This is a genomic window from Peribacillus sp. NPDC097284 (genome assembly GCF_044761765.1).
In the GTDB taxonomy this organism is placed as follows: domain Bacteria; phylum Bacillota; class Bacilli; order Bacillales; family DSM-1321; genus Peribacillus.
The window spans coordinates 792,844-806,795 of the sequence record NZ_JBIWCZ010000001.1 but is presented as its reverse complement, the minus strand read 5'-3'; the positions used below and the strand labels follow the sequence as shown (position 1 = coordinate 806,795).

17 protein-coding genes are annotated in these 13,952 nt (G+C 38.3%); 10 read left to right on the top strand and 7 right to left on the bottom strand.

Translation table 11 applies throughout. The annotated features are described in order from the left end of the window. Positions 1–121 precede the first annotated feature (121 nt). Complete coding sequence (locus ACIQXU_RS04055) at positions 122–1,105, top strand: VOC family protein (RefSeq protein WP_402986854.1); 984 nt, start codon at positions 122–124, stop codon at positions 1,103–1,105. 94 nt (positions 1,106–1,199) lie between these two features. Here ACIQXU_RS04055 and ACIQXU_RS04050 read toward each other — a convergent pair whose 3' ends face one another. Further along, positions 1,200–2,996 (bottom strand): V4R domain-containing protein, encoded by a 1,797-nt coding sequence (locus ACIQXU_RS04050; protein ID WP_402986852.1) that lies wholly within the window; start codon positions 2,994–2,996, stop codon positions 1,200–1,202. Between the two features lie 343 nt (positions 2,997–3,339). On the opposite strand from ACIQXU_RS04050, the gene ACIQXU_RS04045 reads away from it, so the two are divergent. From ACIQXU_RS04045 to ACIQXU_RS04035, 3 genes are all read left to right on the top strand, one after another. Continuing rightward, positions 3,340–4,251 (top strand): alpha/beta fold hydrolase, encoded by a 912-nt coding sequence (locus ACIQXU_RS04045; protein ID WP_402986850.1) that lies wholly within the window; start codon positions 3,340–3,342, stop codon positions 4,249–4,251. 1 nt (position 4,252) lies between these two features. After that, complete coding sequence (locus ACIQXU_RS04040) at positions 4,253–5,422, top strand: acyl-CoA dehydrogenase family protein (protein ID WP_402986848.1); 1,170 nt, start codon at positions 4,253–4,255, stop codon at positions 5,420–5,422. 207 nt (positions 5,423–5,629) lie between these two features. Next, a complete protein-coding gene (locus ACIQXU_RS04035) occupies positions 5,630–5,884 on the top strand; it encodes a sporulation protein (RefSeq protein ID WP_402986846.1) in 255 nt (84 codons plus the stop codon). 49 nt (positions 5,885–5,933) lie between these two features. Here ACIQXU_RS04035 and ACIQXU_RS04030 read toward each other — a convergent pair whose 3' ends face one another. Further along, positions 5,934–6,608 carry a hypothetical protein gene (locus ACIQXU_RS04030; RefSeq protein ID WP_402986844.1) on the bottom strand — a complete coding sequence of 225 codons (675 nt, stop codon included), beginning with the start codon at positions 6,606–6,608 and terminating at the stop codon, positions 5,934–5,936. A gap of 135 nt (positions 6,609–6,743) precedes the next feature. Between ACIQXU_RS04030 and ACIQXU_RS04025 the strand changes: the two genes are divergently transcribed. The 4 genes from ACIQXU_RS04025 (at position 6,744) to ACIQXU_RS04010 (ending at position 8,588) form a co-directional block, all read left to right on the top strand. Then, positions 6,744–7,247, top strand: coding sequence for a hypothetical protein (locus ACIQXU_RS04025; protein ID WP_402986843.1), 504 nt, complete (start codon positions 6,744–6,746; stop codon positions 7,245–7,247). 103 nt (positions 7,248–7,350) lie between these two features. Next, positions 7,351–7,887: a PadR family transcriptional regulator gene (locus ACIQXU_RS04020; protein ID WP_402873677.1), complete on the top strand. Its 537-nt coding sequence runs from the start codon at positions 7,351–7,353 to the stop codon at positions 7,885–7,887. Positions 7,888–8,114: 227 nt separating this feature from the next. Next, positions 8,115–8,333, top strand: coding sequence for a DUF1659 domain-containing protein (locus ACIQXU_RS04015; protein ID WP_402986841.1), 219 nt, complete (start codon positions 8,115–8,117; stop codon positions 8,331–8,333). Between the two features lie 36 nt (positions 8,334–8,369). Beyond that, positions 8,370–8,588 (top strand): DUF2922 domain-containing protein, encoded by a 219-nt coding sequence (locus ACIQXU_RS04010; protein WP_402873702.1) that lies wholly within the window; start codon positions 8,370–8,372, stop codon positions 8,586–8,588. 507 nt (positions 8,589–9,095) lie between these two features. Here ACIQXU_RS04010 and ACIQXU_RS04005 read toward each other — a convergent pair. The 3 genes from ACIQXU_RS04005 to ACIQXU_RS03995 form a co-directional block, all read right to left on the bottom strand. Continuing rightward, positions 9,096–10,643, bottom strand: coding sequence for a polyamine aminopropyltransferase (locus ACIQXU_RS04005; protein WP_402958023.1), 1,548 nt, complete (start codon positions 10,641–10,643; stop codon positions 9,096–9,098). Between the two features lie 79 nt (positions 10,644–10,722). Then, positions 10,723–11,136 carry a DUF350 domain-containing protein gene (locus ACIQXU_RS04000; RefSeq protein WP_402958021.1) on the bottom strand — a complete coding sequence of 138 codons (414 nt, stop codon included), beginning with the start codon at positions 11,134–11,136 and terminating at the stop codon, positions 10,723–10,725. Positions 11,137–11,153: 17 nt separating this feature from the next. Next, a complete protein-coding gene (locus ACIQXU_RS03995; protein ID WP_402873692.1) occupies positions 11,154–11,804 on the bottom strand; it encodes a DUF4247 domain-containing protein in 651 nt (216 codons plus the stop codon). A 205-nt stretch (positions 11,805–12,009) separates the two neighbouring features. Here ACIQXU_RS03995 and ACIQXU_RS03990 point away from each other — a divergent pair, with 205 nt between their 5' ends. Then, the gene (locus ACIQXU_RS03990; RefSeq protein WP_402986839.1) at positions 12,010–12,516 is read left to right on the top strand and encodes a hypothetical protein; all 507 of its coding nucleotides are present in this window, start codon (positions 12,010–12,012) and stop codon (positions 12,514–12,516) included. Between the two features lie 95 nt (positions 12,517–12,611). Here ACIQXU_RS03990 and ACIQXU_RS03985 read toward each other — a convergent pair whose 3' ends face one another. Further along, complete coding sequence (locus tag ACIQXU_RS03985) at positions 12,612–13,031, bottom strand: hypothetical protein (RefSeq protein ID WP_402958015.1); 420 nt, start codon at positions 13,029–13,031, stop codon at positions 12,612–12,614. 97 nt (positions 13,032–13,128) lie between these two features. Further along, positions 13,129–13,521: a thiol-disulfide oxidoreductase DCC family protein gene (locus ACIQXU_RS03980; RefSeq protein WP_402986837.1), complete on the bottom strand. Its 393-nt coding sequence runs from the start codon at positions 13,519–13,521 to the stop codon at positions 13,129–13,131. Between the two features lie 209 nt (positions 13,522–13,730). Between ACIQXU_RS03980 and ACIQXU_RS03975 the strand changes: the two genes are divergently transcribed. Continuing rightward, a complete protein-coding gene (locus ACIQXU_RS03975) occupies positions 13,731–13,949 on the top strand; it encodes a DUF1659 domain-containing protein (RefSeq protein WP_402986835.1) in 219 nt (72 codons plus the stop codon). The last annotated feature ends 3 nt before the right edge of the window (positions 13,950–13,952 follow it).

The following is a 13,952-nucleotide window of genomic DNA, read 5'->3' as shown; positions in this document are numbered from 1 at the left end:
GATGATTTGTAAGCGGTATCAATTAATTGATTTATTATTTATTGAAAACTATGGAATGGGGCTTCTTTGTGAAGGGTTAGTAAAGGATCTTGTTATTACAAAAAAATGAGGTGGGTTTTAAATGGAAAAATTTTTATATGCTCCAGAAATTGCAAAACTAGGGCACGTGGCTTTAGTTTCTGAAAACCTTGAAAAATCACTGTGGTTCTTTAGAGATGTTATTGGTCTTGAAGAAACTGAAGAAGTAAACGGTACCCATTATTTACGTGCATGGGGTGATTTTGAGCACCACACGCTATCGATTACTGCGGGTGAAACATCGTATATCGATCACATTGGTTGGAAAGCAAAGCGCCGTGAAGATGTTAATACGTTTGCTACACTTTTACAAGAAGCTGATACAGAAGTACGTTGGGTTGCAGCAGGTGAAGAAACTGCACAGGGTGAAGCAATTCGCTTTGAATTACCGTCTGGCCACCGATTCGAAATTTATTATGATATGGAAAAAACGCCAGCAGATGATGCACGTAAATCGGTTCTTAAAAACCAAACATATAAAGCATGGCGCAAAGGCATTTCACCACGTCGTATCGACCATGTAAACTTACAAACAAGTATGGAGAACTCTGAGATTGTTCAATACTTAAAAGAAAAACTAGGGTTTAAACTACGTGAATACTTTATGAATCCAAATGACGTGCAAACAGCTAGCTGGTTATCGGTAACAAACTTAGTGCATGATATTGCAGTTGTTTCAACTGAGCGTTCAACGGCCCCAAACCAAATGCACCACATTGCTTATTGGTTAGACAACTCTCAAGACATATTACGTGCAGCTGATATTTTATGCGAAACAGAAATGAAATTCACAGGTCCTGGAAAGCATGGTGTTTCACAAGCAATGTTTATTTACGTAATCGATCCAGGTAGTGGCTTACGATTAGAAATCTTCACAAACGGTTACTTGATTTTCGAGCCAGATTGGGAGCCAATCGCGTGGAATTACGAAGAATTCATTAAACATGGTTCTACTTACTGGGGTGACCACCGCCGTGATGATGTGGATCGTGAAAAACAGTTGCGTGAACTTATTCAATCTCGATAATTTAGATAGTATAGTAAGACCACTCTGAACGTCAGAGTGGTCTTTTTTCTTGAGCCAAGTTACGAATGTATGTATGGACATATTTGATTACTTATCACGAGAATTGTAGCTCATCTAATAGAATTAGTGATTCTAAAATAAGGAGCAAATACGCTGAGAAAGAAGAATCTTTTAAGCTTTTTTGGAGTAAGCTTTCAATGCGTTTAATACGATATTGCAACCCACCCATTGAAATGGACAGTGCTTCCATAGTTTCTTTTAATTTTTGTCCATTTGATAAATATTTGTATAGTGTGTAGAGCAAATCTTTCTTTTTGATATCATTGAAATCATATAATTCCTTTAGCAATTCTTTAGCGGTGGCATGCAATTGGGTGGCATTCATGTTGGCTATAAAGTTGCCGAGGAAGCCCAAATCTTCGTAATATTTAATTTGATCTTGATTGGATATCCTTGCAGAGATGGTTGCTTCTTTAAGTGATTCTTCAAATTCCATTAGGTCCTTATAAGAGTTACTAATGCCAATGGAATAAAGGTAATTCGAATTTCGTTTTTCTATATATTGAATAATAGATTTTAGAGACTTTGCAAAGCGTTTTTTGTCAGTATATTGCGTATTTAAGATGACAATATTTTCTCCAAGAATTGAAAAAAGAGACGGTACAGAATATGTATTAAAATGTTTTGAAAAGAGTAATAGTTGCTCATGCAAATCGATTAACAAATCGGATTTTTGCTTTTGAGAAATCTGAATTACAGTGGTGGAAAATGGTGATTTAATTTTAAAAGGGAAGAATTTCAAATATGATTCAAGGTCATTCATACTATCGAATTTTTTATGAATTAATCGATCGAAAAGAGTATGTGTAAGATGCTCTTGTTCTTCGATTTTTGCATTTTCATATAACAAGCAGAGTGATACGACATTAGATAAACGGTCAAGGTATAGATGGTCATTTTCCTCCATGGATTGAGAAGATAAGTATATAAATGAACAATTAGCATAGTGCTTTTTATTGATTAGTACGGGTGAAATTAGTTTTGAATGGATAGGGGACTGGTAAAAAGAGTTATTCGAATATTTTTGAGTATATCTTAAACTATGTTGCTTATCCTTAATTAGTTGGAGCTGCTTTTCAGAAAGACCTATTTGTAAAATTTCATCACCATGTAGGTTTTCAATGAGGATAGGAATGTGTAAAACATCATAAGCTGATTGGATAATTTCTTGTAAAGATAGTTTTTCGGTTACACTTTGTGTGAGGTTATTATGAAACGTTGAAATTTTATCTAGTAACTGTTTGTGATGTAGTAATGCATCATATGTTGTCTCTAATTCATTGATAATATTCGCAGATTTATAAACTCTGATATTGTCTGGACTCCAATTTTCTTCTAGGCGAACCTCAAATTCACAACATGAATCCCCCTTAGCCACACACTTTGTCTCAACAGCAACGAGCGGATGATTGTATTTTGTCGATAAAAATCCACTAACGTATCCACATAATGTGAAACATTCACATTGGGTAGAAGGTTCAAAGTATTTTTTATGTAAGTTAGCCTCAAATGAATCAATCCATTGTCCTTTAATGTGCTTAGCACTTCCATTTAATAGTTTATTAAAGTTAGGATCGATGATTACATCTCTAACATGACCATACATGGCATGCATACTTTTAGAGCCGCGGTGGGAAGATTGATCTTTTTGTAATTCTTTGGCATTCGCAGCAGAGACCCCGATTTCATAACTAAAACGGAATAAGAACCCCTTGGTTTTATATGAACCGATATTTTCTAATAATGTTTTTTTTAAAGTGACAAAAGAACTTGTAGATACTAACAGATTATTTGAATCTAGTAATAAATTTGAAGTGGTGTTTAATCCCATATATACGCCTCCGTTGTTGTATCTATAGTGCCATAGTAAATTAATTCTAATTGATAGCTCGATAATTTTCAATATTCAAAACAATAAATAAACATTTTTAGAAACGGATTTTTAATGAAAAACCATATTATATTCTCGTCTGAGAAATTATAAGCTGTTGTTAGAAGTAAGGAAGATTATTTTAGAGGGGAGGACATCAATAATTATGAAAGCGGTATCAGTGAATGGGGTTTAATTATAATTTACATGTTACCTAAAACTTTTATATAACTATAAACGATTTCTGGATTGCTAAAAAAACTTATAAATTATAAATAATAAATAATGAGGGGCTGACAGTGGTATGCGTCTAGGTAACGATTATTATGATGGATGGGTGTTAGCAAATGGTGTGAAAACGCATTATTGTTGGGCTGGAACAGAAGGTCCGGCTGTCATTTTATTACATGGGGCTGGACCAGGTGTTTCTGGTGAGGCAGGTTGGCGATATATGTTACCTGCCTTAGCAAAAGCAGGGTTCCGTGCGTATGCAATTGATCAAATATCAATGGGTTATACGGATAAACGCCCGCATGCATGGCCTACTAGAGGTCATCAAAGCCTCGTAGATCATGTAGCAGACTTTGTTGAAGCACTTTGTTTAGATGAAGTGTTTATCGTAGGTAATTCACAAGGGGCATATGTAGCAGCGAAGTATGCAATTGATCATCCCGAGCGGGTGAAAAGAGTTGTACTCATTGCTAGTGCATTAGTTGCTAGATCAATGCGAGATACAATGCCGGAACCAGAAAACAACAAGAAGCTTTTAGACGTCATAAAGTATGATTATACGCTGGAGGCAATGCGTAAATTCGTTACATCAAATACCTATAACGAGTCAAAAGTCACAGAAGAATTAATTCAATTCCGTCATGAAACAGCTAACTTGTCAGGTGCAAAAGAGGCATTACAAGCTTCTAGAGACTATCAAGACAGAATGAACCGTGAACCGAAACTATGGGATCGTTTCTCTTTGAAAGATTCTTTGCCTAATTTAAAAATCCCTGCCAAATTCATTTGGGGCAAGCAAGATAAAATTGCAAAAGTTGAAATGGCATATGAATTGGAATCGAAATTGCCAAACATTTCTTTTGAGTATTTGGATGAATGTGGACATCAATGTCAAACTGACCAGCCAGAAATTGTGAACGAGAGTGTCATTCAATTTTTTAATGAAGAAGTACATTCCGAAGTTGAAATGGAAAGGATGATGTAAAATGGCTAGTACGTTAGTTGAAACAAACTTATATGATGAACTTATGGCAAGTGCAACAAGAATAGGGGAAATTGCAGAGGCTGAAGCATTAGAGGCAGATAAGAATGCAACAGTATCAAAAAATGTAATTAATGCGATTCGTGAAGAAAAAATCCATCGTTTATTACTACCTAAAGATTACAACTTTCCACAAATTGACTTTTGGACTTATGCAGACTTAATTAAAAAGGTTAGCTATTATAACTTGTCAGCGGGTTGGTTGACATGCTTTTACTCATTGCATAATGCATGGGTATCGTATTTACCGAAAAGCTTCCGAGACGAAGTCGTTGCATCAGATGGTTTTGTAGCAGATGTGTTTGCACCTGTTGGTCAAATTGAAGAGTGCGAAGGTGGATATTTAATTTCAGGTCAATGGAACTTCGTGAGTGGTATTTTACACTCAGAATGGGTAGCCTTAGGTGCTTTAATGCATTTTGATGATTCAGCTGTAAAAGAAGGTGCTGGTGTTTGTGTTCGAGTTGCTGACTTAACAATTAAAGAAAATTGGGATTCTTTGGGGATGCGAGGTAGTGGAAGCCATACTGTTATTGCAGATAAAGTTTTCGTTAAAAGGGAAGCTATTCTGCGTATGAGCAATATGCAGGAACAAAGCCGACCACCAGAAGCTGACTATGATAAAGATTATCTATACTATGATATGCCGTGGTTCCCAGGATTCTATATAGGCTTCGCATCAATGGCTGTTGGTGGGGCAGAGCGTGTAGTAGAAGAATTTAAGAAACATACAGCTGGACGTGTTCGTATGAACGGTACTAATGAACATGAGTCCCCGACCAGTCAACGTGTACTTGCCGAAATTAGTATGGAATTAAAAGCTGCACAAGCCCTTTTAAATGAATATATTGCTCAAATGTACAGAGATAAAGATCAGCCATATAATGAAGCTGAATACAAAGCAATGCGTGCATCGTTGATTAGAAAATGCGTAGATATTGCAGTTCGTAGTTTATTAACATTAGGGGGACATGCTATTCTGAAAGGTCATCCGCTTGAATTATTCACGCGTGATTTATTAACAGTCGGTACACACTTAAGTTCTTTGTATGAAGATGCAGTAAATATCTACGGTAAGAAACTATTTGGATTCCCAGTAGTTACTCGAGGTTGACTAGTTCAGTATTTATTAGCAAATGAATCACTCAGTTAAGTTAATAGCCTTGATTAATAATACTAAAAAGCGAATTCCGTGAAGTTATAGGAATTCGTTTTTTATCGAAATTTTTATTGCTTCCTTCACCCTCCAAATCCCTGTATAGATATCCCGGCTCCGGGACAATCTAGTTTAGATTACATATCCAGGAGAGGAGTGGTTTGGATGGACCGCACGATTGGTTACTTACGTGAGATCTTGTCTAATTATACGGATCAATACCCGGAGGCACAGCACATTTACGATAAAATAAAACATGGTCAGTTCCATTCGGAGAAAGAACTCGTTCGTGAGCTTACTGGAAAGGAATCAGAACTTCTTAACCGAATTCTTCCTAAGGAAATGGAGCATGCAAAAGAAGCGATGGATTCCGAACGTTATACGCAATTAAATGAAGTGTATGAACAACTGATTATGTGAGAAAAAAACCTTGTCCATGTTGCTCACCGGACAAGGTTTTCTTATTAGCTTATTCATCCATGCTAGTCAGAGAATCCATATGACTCGCAATCATCGAGATGATGGTACCAGCTTCTTCTTTACTGAACATGAAGTTCGTTTCATCTCGTAAAATAATTTCGTCATCCTCTGTCCATATCCGATTGACCCGTCTCAGCAGTCCATCACCTGTTTCCTGGACGATTCCGAATTGATAGGTGACCTCTACTTCGTTTTCTTTTATATAAGCCGTTACTTCTGGCGTTTCCCATTCAACATCAATTTCGAATACTTCAGAATCATCGTTTCCTGTTGAAGGATAGGACATGGAGCCTGACACGATTTCCAACCCATTATTGTCGTCATCGAGTTCATAGTCGTATTCGTCGTCGTCCCCTTCTATGTAAGCATGGAAGGTTTCATGGACGGCCTCCACGATATCTTCAATATCAGGTAATAGCACCTTGCTTATTTGCCCAAAATCGATGTCGAAGGATTCCATATAAAATTCTTCACTTTTCGGATCGAAAAACAGGGCGCAAAAATTCTCCTGCTCATCTTCATCTAATTCTGTATAAAATTCGATGCGTGGATGTTTTGCTCCTCGCTCCACGGTCATGCTGCCAATCCGATCGTATTTGTCACAAATTGATTGAAGATGGTCCTGCAATTCCCCACATACTCTGTCAAACCATTCTAATGACATTTCATCCACATCCTTTCGTTCCTTATTGTTTACCAAAATACGAAATACACTCTCGTCCAAAATATGTATTTTAAAAGGGGGATAACTCTACCATGACGAATACTATTTGAAATGACCCGATAGGAGGGTGTGCTATTGTCAGCGTTCAAAAAAATCATGATGGGATTCCTTGGTATAAGTCTCCTTGCTGCATGTGAGGACAAACAACCATTCAATGACGATAAGGAAGCGGTACATGCAGAAAAAGAAGTCGGGGATGCCAAAACGGGGAACGATGAACCTTCGTATGAAGCCTATAAATATAATGGAAGACACTTATATGGAGGGTGGATATCAGAAGGAACCTATCTTCTCATTTTAAGGGACCCCATCAGTACCTATACCATGCAAAGGATAACGAGAGATGATTATGAAGAGGTACGACATTTTGAAATAGTCAAACCCATTGACAATACCATGACAGGTGTACTTTATAATGAAGAACATCGAAATCGGACGACCACATTCACACTAAAACTTAGCGATGACCATACGAAACTGACGATTACCATGCCGGATGAGCCTCCTGTTACATACAAACAAACCGTGATGGAGCCTAACGAATTTAATCCTACTTACGAATGGGGATTTGAGGAATAAGCCGTTTCTGACGATCTTAAAAGGGAAAGTCGAAATCCCTACAGAATATACAGCGGAAATTTGTTAAACTATAGACAAGTGACGACTGAAGGGGAGTTTTGATTTGTCGATTCAAATTTATATCTTAGGTAAATTGGCTGAAGAGAATAGTTATCCATATAAGTTGAAAAAGCAATTATCCGAACCAATTCCTATTGATAAATTTACGGGGATAAGCGAAAGTAAATTATATTATCATTTTGATAAGTTAGCGGATATGGGGTTTATCCGTGCTGTGGAAACCATTAAGGAAGAGAACAGGCCAGACAAGCATGTCTATCAAATTACAGATCCGGGACGAGAAGAATTAAACAAGCGGATTTACCAAACGTTTGAAAAGGCCACTGAAATAAATGAAATGTATATTGCCCTTTCCTATATCAAGCACGTGAAGGTAGAGAAAGTACTCACGATATTAGAGGAGAAAATTGAAAAACAGCGTAAGACTTGGGAAACCTACACAAGCTTCAGCCACGAAATTGATGAAAATGCTGAGAACTATTGGGGAGTTAAGTTTATTCAGGAGCATGCACACAGTCGGGCGCAGCACAACGCCGAATGGCTGGAAGAACTTAGAGCACGCATAAAAGAACGGGCATGACTTCCTGAGCAGCTCACTTTTTGAAAGCATGATGCTTTAGTTTTGAAAAAATAATCTACCCATGCAATCAAGGGTGTATCGTTAGTAAGTTCTATCAGGATAATCATAGGTGATTTCTAGTGGAGACAGCGTAATGGCTGTCTCCTTTTTTAATTGAGTTTATTTTCACTGCCATGCTACTTTTCCCCCGAAAAAGTTTATATAGAGGGTGAAAGGGGGTGAGCGACATGGCAAACCAAATCAAATTATCGACAACGTTACGATTGGATTTCGAAACGGGCCTCAATGAAAAAGGGGAGATCGTTTTCAAGCGTAAATCCTTCTCTAACATTAAAACGGATGCATCGGTCGATCAGTTATCGGCGACTGCCAAGGCCATTGCGAGTGTGCAGAATTATCCGATGGGTGAAGTGAACCGCGTGGATACGAACGCCATCATCGGGTAAGTGATGTGAGGTCGGAAAACGAGGGAGGTGACAGGTATGGCTAAAGCATTGGAAATGATCTTCGTAACAGAAGAAGGAAAGTCGTCGACGATTTCTGTGGATAATCCAAAGGAACCGGTGGATGTGAATCAAGTGAAACAAGCAATGCAGCAAATCATCGCGCAAAATGTTTTCATCACCTCATCAGGAGATTTCGTTAGCATCAAGGGAGCACGCGTGGTCGAGCGTAATGTCGAGGATGTCGAAGTGCTTTAAAATCAGTAACGGTTGAATTATCTCTTCTGACGGTCGAATTATTGGTCGTAACGGTCGAATTAATGCCTATAACGGTTGAATTAATCGCCACAATGGTCGAATTAAGCTCATTTTTGAAGGGATGGTCCTTCAAAGATGAGCTTTTTGTTCGTACATGCTCTATTTCCTAACACAATCCAAAGTGTAACAGCTTGATTAAGGTTAAAAGTGAGATATATCACTGCAATTGAGCTCGACTGCCAACCATTTATGGCGATAGTCCACGTCCTAGCAGTAAAAAGACGGAAGGTATAATCTGCTTTCCGTCTCGCTCATTTTTAATCAGAGCCAGTCTTTAACATAAGCAACTAACCCAAATACCCCACCTATTCCCATTCCAAAGAAAACAGGAAGAACAAGACTGGATTTATTTACCGACTTAGGCCTATCCAATAAAATACCTCCTCTGTAAATAATTTATAATAGATAGTACGGAAAGAGTGAGGAAAAGTTTCAACTTTCTTGTTGTTAATAATAATCCCAAGCTCTTTCATATAAGTCGAGAAGGTCGGGTCTATTTAATGAATTAACGGGGATCTCAAAATGCTTACCCTTGATGGTTATATCTTGATCTTCATCTTTGCCGAAGTAAAAGAGAGATGGAATCATTTCATCCGCAAGATAGGTAGTTTCCACTTTTAGTTCAGCAGTTTCAATATCAAACTTTTCCCTGGAGGCTAATGTGAAACCCCAATTACCAAACGAAGGAATATCTAAATGATAATTATCCACATATAACCCTGTCGATTTCACGGTGTTACTGATCGTCCAGAAAGCCGCTGTAGCAAATACAGGGGAAGTCGATTGAATAGAAGTAAAGCCAGTTGGTGTCAGGTGGTTCCTAACTAAGCTATAGAATTCCCACGTATAGAGTTTATTCAAGGACTCGTTATTCGGATCAGGTAAATCTACAAGGATGACATCATATACGTCATCGGCATTCTTCAAATAACTAAAGGCATCTTCATTAATAATATGAACTTTTTTAGAGTGAAAGGAGTTTTGATTCAACTTCGTCAAAAGTGGGTTCTCTTTGGAAAGGGTCGTCATTTCAGGATCCAAGTCTACCAGGGTAATGTTTTGAATCTCTTTATACTTCAATAATTCCCTTGTCGCCAACCCATCACCACCACCAAGGACCAGTACATTCGTATTCTTGTCGGAAAGCGACATTGGAATATGAACCAGCGCTTCGTGGTATCGATGTTCATCTGATTCAGCGAACTGAAGCTGTCCATTTTGGTATAAACGTAAATCTCCTGTATCTTTCGTCATGATAATCTTCTGGTATTTCGTATCTTTGGAAAAAACGATGGGGTCTCTATAAAGTTTCTGCTCCAATGTATGGGCATACTGTTCCCCATATAAAAAACCTAAGCCAATCACGATGGTTAATAAGATCCCCGTCAGTCTGATATACGTTTGTTGAATCTCTTTTTTAAATGCAAAGCTTATCCAGAGGGCCACGATGATATTGATAAAAGCGATAAAAAATCCGGTCTTGATCAGTCCCAGCATCGGTTTTAGCCAAAAAGCAAAAGCCACGGTCCCCAATAGACTACCAACATAGTCCCATCCCAGTACATTAGCAGTCGATTCCTTTAAGTCGGCATCAATTTCTTCGGATTTCCGAATAAGTAGGGGCACTTCCAATCCTGTAAGATAACCGGTGATAATGATGATGGCAAATAAAAAGACCTTGGATGTCCCATCCCCGAAATTTGCTTGTATGTAAAAAACAGAGAAGATGGAGAAACCACCGATTAAGGCAATCAAATATTCCGTTATCACGAATTTGGACATCAAGTGGCGATGGAATTTACCGCTATGCATGGCCCCAATGCCCATCCCGCTCAAAAACAAGCCAATGGTTAAACAATAGAATAATGTGGAATCCCCGAAAAGATAGCCACCAGCGGCTCCATATAGTACCTGGTACACAATCCCACATATAGAAACAATCCCGGAAGACGTGAAGATTCTTCTTTTTTGAATGTGGCTTGCTCTTTCTGACATACTGTTCTCTCCTTCACAATCTATAATGATCCATCAAAAAAGAACCTGAAAGAACTCAGATTCTTCATGTTAGTCCGTCTTATGAAATGGCACCTGAAATGATAAAGGCGATAGCGAGGGATATAGCGGCTGCAATGATTCCAACCGATACTTTCCCTTTTTCAATCTCTTTTCTCACATCTAATTTCGGTGTAGCGATCTCAAATATAAAATAACCGATCATCATCAAGATAAAGCCGATGATGCCCCATATTGCGGCACCCAGTAAGGAATTATTTGTGTCAACGGCAGTACTCATGATATAGGTGATACCCAAGATTTTCCCCGCAAACTGAATAGCGACCGCACTGTTCCCGTTTCTGATCAGTTCAAAATCATTGTACGGTGTGATTTTTTCGAAAATCCACATACAAACAATGGATACTACACCCAATACCAAAAAGTAATAGATTGTTAGTAACACTTCCTGTACGTCTATAATGTTTTCAAACATTTCTTATATCCTCCTTGTCATTTCCCGGTCCCCGGACCGCCACCACGTACAACATCACCATTTCGAATGCTGTCCGGATCTGATGATTTTTTCACATTGCCTGTCCCTCTATAACCGCTACCCGTGTATGAAGATCCGGATTCGTCTCCCTCTTCATCCTCCATCAAAGAATTAGTGGGGATACTAGTGGAGTTATGATTTCTAAACGCGTTAACATAACCCTTATAGCCCAGCCGTTTCTTTAATGTTTTCGAGTCTACTTGATTCCAGCCATACAAAGTGGTAGCCACACTTAAAACGCCGAGTGTTTCCATAAGAGGAAAGTCATAGCTATTTTCGGCAAAATCCTCTTCGACGACTTCAATGATCGTATTAGCTGGGTTTAGTTCATCTTTCATAATATGTATGACTTCATCTGTTGAGTCTTCTGGATAGAGGAGAAACATCTCTTCCTCACTGCTTACTGAAGCATGATCGGGTTCTGTGTCCGTCCGGATCTCACTAGCAACCTCTGAAACACTTTTACTATAAGCCTGATAAACCGTTCCATGATCCCCTAAGTCATTTTCAATCGTATCAATTTCTTGATATTGAGAAGAAATAAAGGAATTTCCACAAGCAGCTAAAAATACGGATAACGAAGTAAGTATGACGGCCATTTTCTTCATGACTTTCCTCCTTGATTGTTGTCTTTAATATAATAGTATATTTTAGTGAAAAATTGTAAAAAATAATAAATGGGAAGATGTAGGGATCGTTTTTTTTTAGCGTATTGGTTGTAAATTAGTTCCTTTTTATGGTAAATAAAAGAGAGGAATTATAATCAATAGATAATAAAGATACCCGTTGAGAAATGGAATAGGGGGATAAGATGTGCATAGGTGTAAAAGAGTAATGATTGGATGGCTGATGATAGGTAGCCTTGTTGCATGTGAAGAACCAGCCATCCAAGAAGGAAAGTTCCAAGTGCAAGAAACAAAAGAGGGGAAAGACTTAGTGGAAACGAGCGATGTTCCTTCTTATAAGACCCCTAAGTATTTTGGTAGCCAATTGTACAATTATTGGATATCGAATGACACGTACCTTATTATCATGAGGGATGAAATCAGTACGTATACCCTTCAGAGAATCACAAAAAACGAGATTGATCCACTTAGGCATTTTGAAATCGTGAATCCGACTGGTTCCACAATCACGGGTATCCTATATAATGAAGAAAATCGAAATCGCACTACCCTTTTCACTTTGAAATTAAGCGAAGATAAAAGGAAACTAACCATTACGATGCCAAATGAAAAGCCGATTACGTACAAAGAAACGGACCTGGAACCGAATGAATTTAACCCTCGTTTTATTTGGGAAGACATTAAGTTTGAGTAAGTAAGTGTTTTAACGTTTAATAGAATGCGGCTGGCTTGACTTTAGTGCAAAAAGTGCAAGATAAAGTCTGAAATCATTTACTGACAAGAGGCGGCCTAATCACAACTCTTCTCGAAATGTTTCCCTTCACTGGGGCTTTTTCCTTCTGGTGGCGACCAAGAGCCTTGGCACAACTCATTGCTCAAGGAATACGAATACGTCCACCCTTTTTCGTTTTCAAATTCTACATTTACGTGATACGGATTATAGTTTCTCCCAATGTCCCTACTGAATTGCCATCTTTGATTCGGATATTTGTCCTCAAGATAGTGGTTGAGTTGTTCAGTCTTCTTGGATACTTGATAATCAACCCAATAGGGGCGAATAACAAAGAATGCAAGCACGAATACGGTAATGGAAGAGGCCATTAGTAAACTCAATTTCCTGATCTTTTGTGGCAATAATAAGGCAGTGGCATACAGCATAACTACAAAAATAGTAGACCCTATAATTTCTAATACTGTTTGTGGATACAAGGGAAATCACTCCTTCAAGGAACTATTATTTTGTGGGAAATCATTGAATATATAAAAAAGACGAAAAAGCACCTTTGCTTTTCGTCTTTTTTTTCATTTATAAGAAACGCTTCCTGATACTTGGTGAAGGCAACATGCAGCTTTCTTCCTTTTTCCCGAACCATTTATAACGGTTTTTGGCAATGAAATCATAAGCGGTGTTCCGAATGAAACGTGGGACAATGACCAAGCTATAAAACAGCTTCCAAGCGCCTTTCAAATGGCTACATATCCTTAGTGCTGCAGTCGATTTATAGTAGGCCTTGCCATTCTCAAGCAAGACGATGCTATCGATATTCCCGGGAACCTGATACTTCTTCTGCAACTCTTGTCCAGTTGGACTTTGAAGGGAAGCAAAACGAAACAGCCCCTTCGGATCGCGCTTTATGATGAATTGGACACTCGAATCGCAAAAGTTACATTCACCATCAAATAAGATGACAGGATTCATGAACTTTCCTCCTCAAAAGAGACGTGTAGAGAAAGCCTCATCCTTTCTCTACCCACATTACTGTGATGGAAACGTCTTAGGTTTTCGATGTTCTTTCTTTTATTTTACATGATTTATTCCATATTTACGCATTTTATGAAAAAGTTTTACCCGCCATGCTACTTTTCCCGCGAAAAAGTTTATATAGAGTATGAAAGGGGGTGAGCGACATGGCAAACCAAATCAAATTATCGACAACGTTACGATTGGATTTTGAAACGGGCCTCAATGAAAAAGGCGAGATCGTTTTTAAACGTAAATCCTTTTCTAACATTAAAACGAATGCACTGGTCGATCAATTATCGGCGACAGCCAAGGCCATTGCGAGTGTGCAGAATTATCCGATGGGTGAAGTGAACCGCGTGGATACGAACGCCATCATCGGGTAAGTA

Bases quoted from the DNA above. Each gene is read 5' to 3' on its own strand.
- ACIQXU_RS04055 (WP_402986854.1), top strand. From the start codon at position 122: ATGGAAAAATTTTTATATGCTCCAGAAATTGCAAAACTAGGGCACGTG.
- ACIQXU_RS04050 (WP_402986852.1), bottom strand. From the start codon at position 2,996: ATGGGATTAAACACCACTTCAAATTTATTACTAGATTCAAATAATCTG.
- ACIQXU_RS04045 (WP_402986850.1), top strand. From the start codon at position 3,340: ATGCGTCTAGGTAACGATTATTATGATGGATGGGTGTTAGCAAATGGT.
- ACIQXU_RS04040 (WP_402986848.1), top strand. From the start codon at position 4,253: ATGGCTAGTACGTTAGTTGAAACAAACTTATATGATGAACTTATGGCA.
- ACIQXU_RS04035 (WP_402986846.1), top strand. From the start codon at position 5,630: ATGGACCGCACGATTGGTTACTTACGTGAGATCTTGTCTAATTATACG.
- ACIQXU_RS04030 (WP_402986844.1), bottom strand. From the start codon at position 6,608: ATGTCATTAGAATGGTTTGACAGAGTATGTGGGGAATTGCAGGACCAT.
- ACIQXU_RS04015 (WP_402986841.1), top strand. From the start codon at position 8,115: ATGGCAAACCAAATCAAATTATCGACAACGTTACGATTGGATTTCGAA.
- ACIQXU_RS04010 (WP_402873702.1), top strand. From the start codon at position 8,370: ATGGCTAAAGCATTGGAAATGATCTTCGTAACAGAAGAAGGAAAGTCG.
- ACIQXU_RS04005 (WP_402958023.1), bottom strand. From the start codon at position 10,643: ATGTCAGAAAGAGCAAGCCACATTCAAAAAAGAAGAATCTTCACGTCT.
- ACIQXU_RS04000 (WP_402958021.1), bottom strand. From the start codon at position 11,136: ATGTTTGAAAACATTATAGACGTACAGGAAGTGTTACTAACAATCTAT.
- ACIQXU_RS03995 (WP_402873692.1), bottom strand. From the start codon at position 11,804: ATGAAGAAAATGGCCGTCATACTTACTTCGTTATCCGTATTTTTAGCT.
- ACIQXU_RS03980 (WP_402986837.1), bottom strand. From the start codon at position 13,521: ATGAATCCTGTCATCTTATTTGATGGTGAATGTAACTTTTGCGATTCG.
- ACIQXU_RS03975 (WP_402986835.1), top strand. From the start codon at position 13,731: ATGGCAAACCAAATCAAATTATCGACAACGTTACGATTGGATTTTGAA.